The 13,383-nt window shown below is 68.5% G+C and carries 17 protein-coding genes; 8 read left to right on the top strand and 9 right to left on the bottom strand.

Features of this window, described 5'->3' with window-relative positions:
- Positions 1 to 3: 3 nt before the first annotated feature.
- The gene (locus OG817_RS41740) at positions 4 to 486 is read left to right on the top strand and encodes a GNAT family N-acetyltransferase (RefSeq protein ID WP_406050533.1); all 483 of its coding nucleotides are present in this window, start codon (positions 4 to 6) and stop codon (positions 484 to 486) included.
- On the opposite strand, the gene OG817_RS41735 is transcribed toward OG817_RS41740, so the two are convergent.
- The gene (locus OG817_RS41735; RefSeq protein ID WP_406050532.1) at positions 483 to 653 is read right to left on the bottom strand and encodes a hypothetical protein; all 171 of its coding nucleotides are present in this window, start codon (positions 651 to 653) and stop codon (positions 483 to 485) included. The two genes, OG817_RS41740 and OG817_RS41735, sit on opposite strands and share 4 nt — an antisense overlap.
- Before the next feature lie 94 nt (positions 654 to 747).
- Entirely contained in the window at positions 748 to 1,602 is an 855-nt protein-coding gene (locus tag OG817_RS41730) for an LLM class flavin-dependent oxidoreductase (protein WP_406050531.1), read from the bottom strand.
- Between the two features lie 99 nt (positions 1,603 to 1,701).
- Here OG817_RS41730 and OG817_RS41725 point away from each other — a divergent pair, with 99 nt between their 5' ends.
- Positions 1,702 to 2,319: a TetR/AcrR family transcriptional regulator gene (locus OG817_RS41725; RefSeq protein ID WP_406050530.1), complete on the top strand. Its 618-nt coding sequence runs from the start codon at positions 1,702 to 1,704 to the stop codon at positions 2,317 to 2,319.
- A 37-nt stretch (positions 2,320 to 2,356) separates the two neighbouring features.
- On the opposite strand, the gene OG817_RS41720 is transcribed toward OG817_RS41725, so the two are convergent.
- The gene (locus OG817_RS41720) at positions 2,357 to 4,243 is read right to left on the bottom strand and encodes a BTAD domain-containing putative transcriptional regulator (protein ID WP_406050529.1); all 1,887 of its coding nucleotides are present in this window, start codon (positions 4,241 to 4,243) and stop codon (positions 2,357 to 2,359) included.
- Between the two features lie 30 nt (positions 4,244 to 4,273).
- On the opposite strand from OG817_RS41720, the gene OG817_RS41715 reads away from it, so the two are divergent.
- A complete protein-coding gene (locus tag OG817_RS41715; protein ID WP_406050528.1) occupies positions 4,274 to 5,134 on the top strand; it encodes an alpha/beta fold hydrolase in 861 nt (286 codons plus the stop codon).
- Positions 5,135 to 5,209: 75 nt separating this feature from the next.
- Here OG817_RS41715 and OG817_RS41710 read toward each other — a convergent pair whose 3' ends face one another.
- The 3 genes from OG817_RS41710 to OG817_RS41700 form a co-directional block, all read right to left on the bottom strand.
- Positions 5,210 to 5,425: a helix-turn-helix domain-containing protein gene (locus OG817_RS41710; RefSeq protein ID WP_012923942.1), complete on the bottom strand. Its 216-nt coding sequence runs from the start codon at positions 5,423 to 5,425 to the stop codon at positions 5,210 to 5,212.
- A 121-nt stretch (positions 5,426 to 5,546) separates the two neighbouring features.
- The gene (locus OG817_RS41705) at positions 5,547 to 6,722 is read right to left on the bottom strand and encodes an acetoin utilization protein AcuC (RefSeq protein WP_406050527.1); all 1,176 of its coding nucleotides are present in this window, start codon (positions 6,720 to 6,722) and stop codon (positions 5,547 to 5,549) included.
- A 17-nt stretch (positions 6,723 to 6,739) separates the two neighbouring features.
- Entirely contained in the window at positions 6,740 to 7,057 is a 318-nt protein-coding gene (locus OG817_RS41700; protein WP_406050526.1) for a hypothetical protein, read from the bottom strand.
- Between the two features lie 76 nt (positions 7,058 to 7,133).
- Here OG817_RS41700 and OG817_RS41695 point away from each other — a divergent pair, with 76 nt between their 5' ends.
- From OG817_RS41695 to OG817_RS41680, 4 genes are all read left to right on the top strand, one after another.
- Positions 7,134 to 7,682, top strand: a complete 549-nt coding sequence (locus OG817_RS41695; protein ID WP_406050525.1) for a TetR/AcrR family transcriptional regulator — start codon at positions 7,134 to 7,136, stop codon at positions 7,680 to 7,682.
- 275 nt (positions 7,683 to 7,957) lie between these two features.
- Positions 7,958 to 8,644 (top strand): hypothetical protein, encoded by a 687-nt coding sequence (locus OG817_RS41690; RefSeq protein WP_406050523.1) that lies wholly within the window; start codon positions 7,958 to 7,960, stop codon positions 8,642 to 8,644.
- 165 nt (positions 8,645 to 8,809) lie between these two features.
- Complete coding sequence (gene trpS, locus OG817_RS41685; protein WP_406050522.1) at positions 8,810 to 9,778, top strand: tryptophan--tRNA ligase; 969 nt, start codon at positions 8,810 to 8,812, stop codon at positions 9,776 to 9,778.
- The gene (locus OG817_RS41680; protein ID WP_406050521.1) at positions 9,775 to 10,518 is read left to right on the top strand and encodes an endonuclease/exonuclease/phosphatase family protein; all 744 of its coding nucleotides are present in this window, start codon (positions 9,775 to 9,777) and stop codon (positions 10,516 to 10,518) included. The genes trpS and OG817_RS41680 overlap by 4 nt, the downstream gene beginning before the upstream one ends.
- Before the next feature lie 285 nt (positions 10,519 to 10,803).
- Here the strand turns inward: OG817_RS41680 and OG817_RS41675 are convergent, their stop codons facing one another.
- Positions 10,804 to 11,706 carry a TIGR03560 family F420-dependent LLM class oxidoreductase gene (locus OG817_RS41675; RefSeq protein WP_406050520.1) on the bottom strand — a complete coding sequence of 301 codons (903 nt, stop codon included), beginning with the start codon at positions 11,704 to 11,706 and terminating at the stop codon, positions 10,804 to 10,806.
- A 24-nt stretch (positions 11,707 to 11,730) separates the two neighbouring features.
- On the bottom strand, positions 11,731 to 12,087 hold the full coding sequence (locus OG817_RS41670; RefSeq protein WP_406050518.1) for a winged helix-turn-helix transcriptional regulator: 357 nt from the start codon (positions 12,085 to 12,087) through the stop codon (positions 11,731 to 11,733).
- A gap of 51 nt (positions 12,088 to 12,138) precedes the next feature.
- On the opposite strand from OG817_RS41670, the gene OG817_RS41665 reads away from it, so the two are divergent.
- Entirely contained in the window at positions 12,139 to 12,573 is a 435-nt protein-coding gene (locus OG817_RS41665) for a TIGR03618 family F420-dependent PPOX class oxidoreductase (RefSeq protein ID WP_406050516.1), read from the top strand.
- 173 nt (positions 12,574 to 12,746) lie between these two features.
- Here the strand turns inward: OG817_RS41665 and OG817_RS41660 are convergent, their stop codons facing one another.
- Positions 12,747 to 13,325, bottom strand: coding sequence for a hypothetical protein (locus OG817_RS41660; protein ID WP_406050515.1), 579 nt, complete (start codon positions 13,323 to 13,325; stop codon positions 12,747 to 12,749).
- Positions 13,326 to 13,383 lie beyond the last annotated feature (58 nt).

Below are 13,383 nucleotides of genomic sequence, written 5' to 3'. Positions count from 1 at the left end.
GGCATGGTGACGCTGGATTCGTGGAGTAAGCAGGACTTCACCCTGCTCGAGGGCTGCAACACGCCCGAGATGACCGCTCACCTGGGCGGCCCGGAGACCCCGGCCAAGCTGCGCGAGAGGCAGCAGCGGTACGTCGAGAACGCCTTCACGGGTCAAATGTTCGTGATCGTCACCGACGACGGCGACCGGGCCGGGTTGGTCGGCTACTGGGAGCACACCGAGCCGGCCGAGACGGTCTGGGAGACCGGCTGGGCGATCCTGCCGGAGTTCCAGGGGCGTGGGCTGGCGACCGCCGCAGTAGCCGAGGTGGCGAAGGTCGCCGCTGCGGCCGGCAGGCACAGCACGCTGCACGCTTACCCCGGCGTGACGAACGCCGCTTCCAACGCGCTGTGCCGCAAGGCCGGCTTCGTCCTGCTCGGCGATCGCGACTTCGAGTATCCCAAGGGTCACTGGATGCGTTGCAACGACTGGTCCCTCGACCTCTAGGCGGCTTTGCGGGTCGGGAGCTGGACGGGGTCGGTGAGAACGACCAGGTGTGGGGTGGCGGTCTGGTTGGTGGTCGAGGCGTAGGCGGCGGGAGTGAAGGCGACGGCGGCGAGGCCGAGGGTGATGATGGTGCCTGTGGCAACGGTCTTGACGATCTTGAGCTGCATCGTGGACTCCTGGAGGTCATGGATTCGGCTGTGATTCCATCCTCAGGGCCGGTACTGCGATCGTTCTGAGAGGAAGCTGGGAGCTTCCTGGGAGTCACAGCCCCGCGACCTCCGGCACCGCTGCGGTGAGGATCCCGACCGACTCCGGCGTCCAGGGTCCGGTACGGATCACGATCGCGTGATCGATACCCCATGACGCTTGCTCGCGGCAACGTTCAACGAAGGTGCCGACAGTGTCGTCCGGGGTGAGCCGGGTCGACAGTGTCTTCGCGATCTCGTCGTACCCGCGGCCGAGTTCGTCGCAGTGCGCGCGGAGTACGTCGAGCTTGTGGCGCACCGTCGTACCTGCGTCGGGCAGGTCGAAGAGGTTGCAGGCATCGGCCCGCTGCGCCACCATCCGCAGCGTCTTCTGTTCACCCGTTCCACCGATCAGCACCGGCGGACGCCGTTCCGGCCGCGGGCTGCAGATCGGTCCCTCGAGCTGGAAATGCTTGCCCTGGTACGGCGAACTGTCGCCGGCGAACATGCGGTCCGCGATGTCCAGCAACTCCTCGAGTTGCTCGAACCGATCCTTGGTGGGCCCGAGCGGGATCCCCATCGCCCGCGCCTCATCGCCTTCCCACCCGATCCCGACCCCGAACCACGCCCGCCCACGGGTGAGCGCGTCCAGCGTCGCGATCGCCTTCACCTGAACGGCGGGCGGCCGGAACGGCACCGGCGACACGAGCATCCCGAGCCGCGCCCGGCTGGTCGTCGCGGCCAGGAACCCGAGCATCGTGATCGCCTCGTACAACTCGGCCTGCGGATGACTCGTCGGGTCGGCCTGGAACAGATGATCCGGCACCCAGATCGTGTCCAGCCCACCCTCGTCCGCGATCGACGCGATCCGCCGCAGCCCGTCCACGCCATCCGCCCAGGCGTGATCCGTCACCGTCACACTGACCTTCACTCGCCCGCCTCCGCAATCCCGGCCGCCGACATGTTGTGCCTCCGAATTCTTAGGGTGACCCTATATTTACGGTCACTCTAGAGCCACTACCCTGACCGTGTGAAGGACGCGGACGGACTGCGGGCGCGGAAGAAGCGGGAGACGCGGGAGCGGATCGCGGCGGCGGCGCGCGAGTTGTTCGTCGCGCACGGGTTCGACGCGGTCACCGTGGTCGACGTGGCCCGGGCCGCCCAGGTGTCCGAGGCAACAGTCTTCAACTACTTCCCGACCAAGGACGATCTGTTCTTCGGTGGCGGACTGGAACAGTTCCAGGCGACGACGCTGGCTGCGGTCAGCGACCGCCCGGCCGGAGAGTCGGCGATCGGCGCGTTCCGCCGGTTCACGATCGCGAACGTCGCGCACGCCGCCGACCCGGGCGCGGTCGACCTGATCACCACCGCCGCCCGGGTCGTGGCCGGCAGTCCGTCGCTGCAGGCCCGCGAGCGCGAGATCGTCGCCGCCACTACCGACGCACTCGCCACCCTGCTGCGCTCGGAGGGAACGGGACGGATGGAGTCGTGGGCGATTGCCAACGCCTTGGTCGGTGTCCAGCGATCGATCGTCACCGAGGTCCGGGCCGAGGTTCTGGCCGGACGGCACGGCCCGCAACTCGTCGCCCGTGTCCAGCACGGCGCCGACATCCTCCTCGCCCGACTCGAGTCCGCCTTCAACCGTTGACGGGTAGCCTGCCGAGATGGCCTACGTGGTGTGGACACTAGAGGTAGCTGGCAACAGGTCCGAGGGTTAGTAGGCCGGACCCGGCTCCTGCTTGTTCTGTCGCGGCTGGAGCCAGAGCGGCTCGGGCACGTGCCAGCGGTTGCTGGTGGTTGAGGATCTTGGCCGCTGCGGCAATGAGGCCCCAGTGGGCTTCCAGGAGTAGGCCAGGTGGTGGGTCGGGGATGTGGTCGAGCGCCTCGGCTGCTTCGGCGGGACGGTTCTGCGACAGCAGCACGAGCGGACGGACCCACGGCCTGTGGGGACCATAGTCGGCTTCGAGGACCGGCTGGTCGTGCCGGATGGTGTAGCAGGCCAGAGCTAGTGGGAGCAGGCCGGACTGGAGACCTGGCATGGACGCGTTGTCGAGGAGGGCGCTGGCCTCGCGGTAAGCATCGGGAGTGTCTTCGCGGAGGGCGGAGTACCACCGAGTGAAGACGGCGACCAGCGGCAACTCGTGCCGGGCGGCCAACTCGTCAGCAGCTTCGGCATGGTGGTCGGCGGCCGCATAGTCCGCCACAGCGCAGGACGACTGCAGCCGGATGAGATGGCCCAGAACCTCATAGGTAAAGAGGCCATGGCGTCGGGACAGCTCAACCAGCTCAGCACCGATCGCATCGCGGTCGCGGGAGAGGCCAGCGCGATAGCACGTCTGCAGGACGACGCCATTCAGCGCAAACGCCAGCAAAACAGGATCATCCAGGCCCCGCGCGATCGACTCAGCCTCGAGCGCCGCCTCTCGCACCCGCGGATCCAGCGAACCACGCGACTCGAGCGCAATCGTCGTCAGCAACCGCGCCCGCACCCCCGGATGCTCCTGCGTAGGCAACACCCGCTCCGCCGCCGCCACAATCGCCGCAGCGTGGGACTCATCGTCCGACCGCGTCCAGATCGCCGGTACGTCGTACGCCCCGATGACTCGCGCGGTGAGATCGGCATCGCCCAGCTCCTCAGCCGCTGCAACCGCCGCGAGACGGTGCCGACGGGCGGCCTCGAGACCGCCACCACCGGTGACGGCGAGATTCCGGAGCAGTCCCACCGTCGACTCCAGCCGAGCCCGAGTGCCCCCAACGGCCCGGTCGTACGCCGCAGCAGCATCGGCCCAGACATGTCCGGCCGCCACCGGCTCCAGGTGCGCGGCCTGGTTGAGGATGTCGGTCTCCAACCCACCGAGCGCCCGACCGGGATCCACCCCGAGCTGACCGACCAGCATCGCCCGAGCCCGACGCAGTACGGCGAGAGCGTCGCCCTGCCGACCAGTCCGGTACAGAGCGAGCGCCAGCAACCGCCACGCGTCCTCACGCCACGGATGCTCGGTCACATGCGCATCCAGCTCAGGCACAGCCTCAGCAGCAAGCCCTAGCGCCAGCCGCGCCTCCCCCAACCGCTCCACCGCCCGCAGTCGCAACTCCGTCAACCGCGACCGTTCGCCCTGAGCCCATCCCTCATCAGCAAACTCGGCGTACGCCGGACCTCGCCACAGCTCCAGCGCCTTCGTCAGCTCCGGCACCAACTCCCCGGCCGGCAACGCCGCACCGACAGCCGCTTCGAACCGCCACGCGTCAACAGCATCCGTCCGCAACGCATAGCCCGGACCATCGGTCACCAGCAGCCGAGCCGGCGACCGCGGCGCCCGCTCCGGTTCCAGCGCCCGCCGCAACGCCGCGACGAACGTCCGCACCGCGCTCAACGCACCCTCCGGCGGATCCACCCAGAGGTCGTCCACCAGGACAGTCGCCGGTACGACGCGCCCGCGCGCAACGATCAACCGCGCCAGCACGGCCCGATGCCGCGGCCCTTTCAGACCCACCGGCCGCCCGGAATCATCCCAGGCCACCACCGGCCCGAGCACCCCGAAGTCCACCCGGCCACCGTAGCGCTCATCCACTGCTCATCCGCGCGCGCGATCCTGGCCGGCATGAAGATCAACGGCTTCGACTACCACCGCAGCTCCGGCACCGGTGACGTGAAACTCAACGTCGCCGTCGGCGGTTCCGGTACGCCGATCGTCCTCCTGCACGGGTTCCCCCAGACCCATCTGATGTGGCGGCACGTCGCCACCGACCTGGCCGCCGACCACACCGTTATCTGTCCCGATCTCCGCGGCTACGGCGAGAGCGACAAGCCGGCCGACGGGTACGCGAAACGAGTGATGGCCGCGGACATCGTGGCCGTGGCGCGGAACCTCGGACACAGTCAGTTCGCCCTGGCCGGGCACGATCGCGGCGCTCTGGTCGCGTTCCGCGCCGGCCTCGACCACCCGGACACGATCACCCAGCTGATGTGCCTGGACGTGCTGCCCACCCTCGACATGTGGGACGTGATGCGCGGAACGAGCGCCGCCGTCGGCTTCCACCTCTACCTGATGGCGCAGCCACCCGGACTACCTGAGGAGCTGATCGCAGCCCGCCCGGACACGTTCTTCGGCCATTTCCTCGACCTGTGGGCGAACGATCCCACCGCGATCCCGCCCGATGTCCGGGCCACCTATCTGGACGCATGCCGGGCCGCGGTGCCGTCGATCGTCGCGGACTACCGTGCCTCGGCAGCGATCGACGTCACCCACGACCAGGAAGATCTTGCCCAGGGCAACAAGCTGCGCATGCCGGTGACGGTGATCCAGCAGGACTGGGGAGCCGCACTCGGCTTCGACGCCGCGGCGCTCTGGCAAGCGTGGGCTCCCGACCTTCACCACCAGACCACGACCGCCGGTCACTTCATGGCCGAGGAGTCCCCCGCAGAGGTCACCACCGCGATCAGAGTCTTGCTCAAGCGCTGAGACAGGCAGTCGACGTATCCCGGACATAGCGAAGCGGCCGGTCCCGAGGGATCCGACCGCTTGCTCTTCTCGTGGTTATCCGGCCTGGAAGAAGGCGCCCTTGAGGTAGTCGTGCACGGCATCCTCGGACACCCGGAACGAACGACCCACCCGCACCGCGGGCAGCTCACCGGAGTGCACCAGGCGGTACACCGTCATCTTGGACACGCGCATGGCCGTGGCGACCTCCGCCACGGTCAGGAACTTCACCTCGGCGAGCGGCTGCTCACCACCGGACTTCTTTGATGCCATTGCGCACCGCACTTCCAGCACGGATCGTGCGCCGGCTTCCCCTCCGGCACCTCCGTCCGTGCATGCAACGAGCGTAGTGGCTGTTGGTACGAATGGGAAAGAGGGGGACTCGTGTGACGACCTAGTAGGTGGGGTCGAGGCCCAGCAGCGGGAAGCTGACGTCGCGGGTCGCCTTGATCGATCGGTCCAGCCAGGTGTCCGGGTTGTAACCGGTCGACCAGTCCGTGTACGACGCGTCCTGGCCGTCGGTCATCCGCATCGGCGCGACCCGCTGGAACCGGATCCGGACCTCTTCGCGCCACGTTTCGGGCACCGGGGTCTGCGGGTCGATCGGGTTCCCCGCGACGATCGCCAGCAGGTGAGTCCAGGCCCGCGGTACGACGTCGATGATCGCGTACCCACCACCACCGGTGGCGATCCACTTCCCGTCCGTGAGCTCGTGCGCCAGGTCGTGCAACGCCAGGTACGCCGCGCGCTGCCCGTCGACCGTCTTCGTCAAGTGAGCCAGGGGATCCTCGACATGCGAGTCACACCCGTGCTGGGTCACCAGGACCTGCGGCCGGAACGCCTTCACCACGTCCGGAACGATCGCGTGGAACGCCCGCAGCCAGCCGGCGTCCCCGGTCCCGGGCGGCAACGGGATGTTGACCGCAGTACCTTCCGCGTCAGGTCCACCGGTCTCCCCGGCGCTGCCGGTGCCCGGAAAGAGCGTGGTCGGCGACTCGTGCAGACTCACGGTCAACACTCGCGGATCGTTGTAGAACACCTCTTGTACGCCGTCCCCGTGGTGCACGTCGACGTCGACGTACGCGACCCTCTCGGCACCGTGATCGAGCAGCCACTGGATGGCGACGGCCGGATCGTTGTAGACGCAGAAGCCGCTGGCGCGGTCGGGCATCGCGTGGTGCAGACCGCCAGAGATGTTCGCGGCGTGCCGGACCTCGCCCTCCCAGACGGCCCGCGCCGCCTCCACGCTCGCGCCGACGATGCGTGCGGAGACGTCGTGCATCCCCGGAAAGCAGTAGGTGTCGTCCGTGCCGAGTCCGTGCTCCAGATCCGGCACGTCCGGGTGCTCCCCGGCGCGCTTGACCGCGGCGATGTAGTCGGCCGTGTGCACGGTCTGCAACAGCGCGTCGTCAGCCGTCGGAGGCGGAACGACCTTGAGTTCGTCGAGTACGCCGAGCGCCTGCGCCAGGTGCATCGTCAATTCCACCCGGATCGGACTCATCGGATGCCCGCGCCCGAAGTCGTACGCCGTCAGACCCTCGTCGAAGACCAGCATCGCCTCACCGCTCATGCCTCCGACCTTAGCCGTCACTTCACGGGCACTGGTTTCCCGAATCTGGCGTTCAGCCGGTAAGCACCACCACGCGCGTGGAACACGGACATCAGCAGCACACCCACGACGGCTGCGACTGCTGCCGCCAGCGGATGATCGCCCACATGCGCCCAGAAGGTGAGCAGCCCGGCGATGACGAACGCGCCTACGCCGCCGACCGCGTTGCGGACCGGCGAGTTGCCGGTCAGGTTCGGGTACTCCCGGGCGGTGATGCCGAGGACGAAGTGCGGGATCCCGTTGGTCCCCATCAGCCCGGCCAGGAAGCTCAGCACGATCGCCAGTGTCATGATCAAGCCCTTTCAGTCTACGTGTGTTGACTGAAATCTAGGCGGGTTCGGCGACTGAGTCAACATGCGTAGACTGAGCGGCGTGACGACCAGGATGGAGCAGCGACGGCGGACCGAAGAGCGGATCCTGGCGGCGGCGCGGCAGTTGTTCGGCGAGAACGGGTACGACCGGACCACGATCCGCGCTGTCGCCGAGGCGGCCGGGAGCGACGCCGGCCTGGTGATGCGGTACTTCGGGTCCAAGGACAAGCTGTTCGCCCAGGCCGCGACCATTCCCCCGGACGGTCCGATCACGGGTTCGCCCGAGGAGATCGCCGGGATGCTGACGGCTGCTCTGACCGCCAAACTGGCCGACGAACCGGCAGCCGCGCTGGCGGCGATGCGGGCGATGTTCAGTCATCCGGAAGCGGCCGCGGAGGTCCGGGCGGCGATGACAGGACAGCAACGACAGATCGCCGAGCAGTTGCCGGGTGAGGACGCCGTACTGCGCTCGGGGGTGATCGGAGCGTTGACGCTCGGGCTCGTGATCGGGCGGCACCTGGTCAGGCTGGACGGACTGGACGCGTCACCCGAGGAGCTGATGGCGGTGGCCAGGCCCATCATCGAGGAACTGGCCAACGGTTCCGGCTGAGCCGACAGCGGAAACGGGCGGGCGCGGCACCCCTCCAAGGCCGCGCTCGCCCGTCCCGATCGTGCTGGTGCCAGGCATGGGCTTCATCGCGCAAACACTGCAAGGTGTTACAAGAATTGCAGGAACCTGCAATTCAGGCCGCGATTCGGTCACGGAGGGTTGCACTCGAGGCGGTCTAGGCCTCACTGTTCCATCCCGTGCGGAACGCCATGAACTCGGCGAGACCCAATCGGCGGCAGATCTTTACGGCGGGGGCCGTGGTTGCTGTTTCGACGGTGGCTGTCTCGACTGCGACATCGACTGAAGCCGCCTTCGGCGGCCCGTACGGCTCCGGTGACCTCGGGGCCTGGCGAGCCATGAGCAAGGCGATCTCGACCGAGACCCAGATCAAGCGGGTGCTCGCGACCAACGGGGTCTTCATGTTCGGCGACAGCATCGCCGTCCAGGACGGGAAGACGCTGGCGACCCGGCTGATCGGCCGCGACGGAAGCCAGATGGCGGTGCACAACTGGTCCGGGCGGCCGACGTCCGGTGCCGTCGACGCGATGGTCCAGTGGGCGACGGCGTACGGCCTGCCGCGCCGGATCCTGATGGCGGCCGGCAGCAACGACATCTTCGACCCGCCCAAGTTCGCCGCCCAGGTCGACCGGGCGATGAAGCTGGCCGGCACGAACCGGTACGTGTACTGGGTCAACGTGCACGCCACCCGGTGGTCCAAGACCGCGGCGGTGCAGATGGCCGACCAGCGCAACTCCGCCTGGGTCAACCTGCAGTTGTCCGACGCCCAGAAGAAGTACCCGAACCTGCGGATCATCCGCTGGGCCGAGTACCTGGCCGCCAAGCCGAGCCGGATCAGCTCCTACCTGCGCGACGGCGTGCACACCTCGATCACGCTCGGCCAGGACGCCCGCAACGAGCTGACCGTCCAGTCCCTGGTGGCGCCGCTGCCGGCCGCCAAGTGACCGGGCCGTCGATCGGTTATGCTGATGATGTGAACACGAACTTGCAGCTGTGGTGGGCCGTCTAGGGCGGTCCCCAGCGTTCACACGCATCCAAGAGGCCGCCTCGCCGAGGCGGCCTTTTTTGATGCCCTCGGTGAGGCATCCACGCACCGAAAGGGCATCGACATGACCACGCTTTCCGGCATCACCCCGTCCGGCCGTCTGACGCTGGGCAACCACCTCGGCGCACTGCGCCGGTTCACTGACCCCGAGGGGTTCTACTTCGTCGCGAACCTGCACGCGATGACGACCAGACACGACCCCAGACGGCTCGCCGCGCTGACCCGGGAGTTCGCGACCCTGATGCTCGCGACCGGCACCGCACCGGGCACGGTGTTCGTCCAGTCCGACGTCAACACCCACGCACAGCTCGCGTACCTGCTCGAATGCACGTCGTACGTCGGCGAGCTGTCCCGGATGATCCAGTACAAGGAGAAGGGCAAGGGCCGGCCGATGACGCGGGCCTCACTGTTCACCTACCCGTGCCTGATGGCCGCGGACATCCTGCTGTACGGCGCCGACCGGGTCCCCGTGGGCGGCGACCAGTCCCAGCACGTGGAGCTGGCTCGTGACGTGGCGATCCGGTTCAACCGCGAGTACGGCGAGACGTTCGTCGTACCGCAGCTGGCCAAGGCGGCGTACGCGACCCGGGTCAAGGATCTGGCCGACCCGACGAAGAAGATGAGCAAGTCCGAGGCCGACGACGCGGTCGGGACGATCCGGCTGCTGGACCCGCCGGACGTGATCCGGCGCCAGATCATGCGGGCCGTGACGGACTCCGACAACGAGGTTCGCCACGACGAGGCCGCGAAACCCGGGATCACCAACCTGCTCGACGTCCTGGCCGCCTGCACCGACGGCGACCCGGTGCAGCTGGCGACGGCGTACTCGTCGTACGGCGAGCTGAAGCGCGACGTCGCGGACGCGGTGCTGGCCGTGCTCGAGCCGCTGCAGAAGGAGTACGCCCGGCTGACGACCGACCCCGGCGCGATCGACGAGCTGCTCGCGCAAGGCCGCGACCGGGCGCTGGAAGCGAGCCTGCCCCGGCTCCGGGCGGCGGAGCGCGCGATGGGTTTGGCAGGATCTGCTCCATGAAGCTTCGCGCCGCCACCTTCAACATCCGCAACTCCTCAGCACCGGACGGCGACAACGCCTGGCCGGTCCGCAGGGATGCGACGGTGGCGGCGATCGAACACCTCGACGCGGACGTGGTCGGGCTGCAGGAAGTGCTGCCCGACCAGCTCGAGTACCTGCTCTGGCGCTTCCCGCGGTACGAGATCGTCGGCGTCGGCCGCGACGACGGGATGGACGCGGGCGAACGTTGCACCGTCATGGTCCGGCCGGGTGACTGGCGGGTCGACAAGCACGAGACTCGCTGGCTGTCCGACGACCCGAACACGCCGGGATCCGTCGGCTGGGACGCGCAGCTGACCCGGATCGCGACGCTGGTCTGGCTGCGCCACCGCAACGGTACGACGGTCGGCGTGGCGAACGCGCACTACGACCACGCCGGCGAGGTCGCCCAACTCCAGTCCTCGCGGCTGATCGCCCGGTGGACGACCGGTGCGCTGCCGTGGATCGTGATGGGCGACCTGAACGCGACGCCGGACTCGCCGGCCTTGAAGGTGCTGACCGAGGCCGGCCTGCGGAACGCCGTACCGATCGCGACCGGTGGGAGCTGGCACGACTTCACCGGCGCGGAGGACGACGACCGGATCGACCACATCCTGGTCAGCGCCGGGTGGACCGTGGACGAGGCAGCCGTCTCCCACTACCGCCCCGGCGGACGGCTGCCCAGCGACCACTGGCCCCTCATGGCCACGCTGTCCCTCTGACCGTCCCCCGCCCCTCCACTCCTGCCCTCGCCCCGTCCCGCCCTGCCTGATTGGCTGACCCACCAGAGCCGTCGCGGGGCCAACCGGCCCGTGGGCTGACCCACCAGACGGCGGGTTCACCCACCGCGTGCGATAGGCCAACCCATCGGCTCGTGGGCTGACCCACCAGAGCCGTCGCGGGGCCAACCGGCCCGTGGGCTGACCCACCAGACGGCGGGTTCACCCACCGCGTGCGATAGGCCAACCCATCGGCTCGTGGGTCAGCCCACGAGAGGTCGCGCGGGGTCAGATCTTGGCGAAGACTTCTTCGCGGAGGCGTTCCAGGGCGTCGAAGCGGCGGTTGCCGGCGCCGAGCATCGAGTCCGGGACGAGGACCTCGTCGATCCCGGCCGCCGGGTACTGCGCGACGGTGTCGAGCACCTCCTGGGCCGAACCCATGATCACGTGCCCGCCGCGGCTCTCCAGTCGCTCCTTGCGCTCGGCCGCCTCGGTGTCCCCCGGTACGACGACCTCCAGCATCGTCTGGGCGGAACGGCGTACCGACTGGGGGTCCCGGCCGAGGCGCTCGCAGTGCTCGGCGAAGACCTTCCCCTTGTGGGCGGCGAGTTCCGGGCCGCCCCAGTGGTTCCACTCGTCGGCGTACCGGGCAACGATGCCCAGGGCAACCTTCTCGCCGGCGGCGCCGATCATGATCGGCAGGTTGGCCGGCTTCGGCTCCAGCGGGGCACCGGTGAGCTGGTAGTAGGTGCCGTCGAAGGTGGTGCGATCCTGGCTGATCAGGCCTTTGATCACCTGGCAGGCCTCCTCGAACCGGGCCAGCCGCTCCCGCACCGGCGGCAGCTCGATCCCGTACACCTCGTGCTCGTTCACCTGCCAGCCGGCCCCGATCCCGAGCACGAACCGGCCGTTGCTCATCTGGTCGATGGTCGCCGCCTGGTTCGCGACGACGGCGGGATGGCGGTAGGTGTTGCCGACCACCATCGAGCCGACGCGCACCCGCTCGGTGCGGGCGGCGACGCCCGCGATCAGGGCCAGACACTCGTTGACCGGTACGGACAGGTCGTCACCGTTCTGCATGAAATGGTCGGCGATCCAGACACCGTGCCAGCCGGTCCGTTCGGCGTACTCCGCTCCGTCGAGCACTTCCTGCCAGGTCCGGTTGGCCGCGGGCCACAAAGAGAAATCCATGCCCCTATGTTCTCTCGTGGGTATCTATGTTCGCTCCTGGGCGTCCAGGACTGCTTCGCCGTTCTCCTCCGCCCACAGGGTGAGCATCCGGATCGGACCCATCAGGGTGCGGCCGAGCGCGGTCAGTTCGTACTCCACGCGGGGCGGGACGCCGCCGAAGTTCTCGCGGGTGACCAGGCCGTTCGTCTGCAGCCGGCGCAGTGTCTGGGTGAGCACCTTCTTGGAGATGCCGCCGATCAGTGTGATCAACTCAGTGTGGCGTCGCGGGCCGTCGTTCAGGCCCCACAGGACCACCACGGCCCACTTGTCCGCGATCACCTCGACTGCGAGCCGGGCCGGGCAGTCGGCGAGAAACACGCTCCCCGGATCCAAACCGTCCACGGGCGTCAGGGTACCCAGAGGTTCCCACGGCGGTGCCTAGCGTCTCTGTCCATGAACGGTCTTCCCGAAAGCGCACACCGGCTCTTCACCGAGCCCAAGGACGCCACAGTCATCACCATCGACCCCGACGGCTCACCCCAGGCCGCCCTCGTCTGGGCCGAACGCGACGGCGACGAGGTACTGCTCGGCATCCAGCAACCCCACCGCAAGACCCGCAACCTGCACCGCGATCCCCGCGTCACGCTCGTCATCCAGGACGATCGCGTCAGCTCCCGCGGCATCACGCAGTACCTCGTCATCCGCGGCACCGCCAAGCTCGAAGGCCCCGACATCCCCGCCGACTACAAAGCCCTGATGGACCGGATGTCCCAGCGCTACCTGAACGTCCCCGAATTCCCTTTCGGCGAAGGCATCTGGCACACCGGCATGATCGCCCGCATCACAGTCGAATCCACCACCGGCGAAGGCCCCTGGGGAAAGCATTAGCAACGTCTGATGGTTGTGCGGACCGCGGACACGTTGTGGTGACCACGGACAGCGCATTTCTTGTCCGCGGTCCCCAGATCCTGTCCGCAGGGCGGAACACGTGCCTGTGGCAACTGTTCGGGAGCTGCGGAGGGGTGAGGAGTGGGTGTGTATCTGCGGCGGGAGGCGACCGGCTAGACGAGGTGCCAGCGGAGGAGGAAGGCGCCTATGGAGAGGATGAGGTAGGTGAGGACGAGGAGGGTGCCGATGCCCGGGCGGGGGCGGTGGTGGTGGGTGGGGGTGCCGGCGGCCTCGTGGCGGATGGCTTCCATGACGGCGCCTACCTCGGCGGTGCGGTCGCGGGGGATGCCGTTGATCTCGCTCTCGTCCTGGCCGCGGGTGAGTACGACGTTGTCGTCGCCGACCTCGATCGTGTCGACGTCCTGCCAGGCGAGGCTGCGGACCAGCATGCTGGTGCGGGCGCGCAGAGCGGTCGCGGTGAGCTCGACGCGGTAGAGGACGACGCCGCCGGCGACGCGCACCACCGACGCCCCGATGATCGTGAGCAGCCCGACCGCGAGCATGTCGCGGGCGCCCATCCACAGCCAGGAGTTCAGCGCGGGCACGACGACGAACGGCGCGACGAACAGCGCCCACGCCCACCACGGCGCCGGATCCAGCGGCACCCGCCACGGCAGGTCCGGGACCTGAACCGCGCGCACGGGGGCAGGGCTCACCTGTTCGGGGCTCTCCTGCTCCGAACGATTACTCATGGGCGGGACCATAGTCGACTCATCCCTTGAACACGGCAGGAAACTGCGGCGCCAACAA

It is taken from the genome of Kribbella sp. NBC_00889 (genome assembly GCF_045207705.1).
Taxonomy (GTDB): domain Bacteria; phylum Actinomycetota; class Actinomycetes; order Propionibacteriales; family Kribbellaceae; genus Kribbella.
Note: the sequence above shows the minus strand (reverse complement) of the source record. Positions and strands in the feature narration are given on the sequence as shown.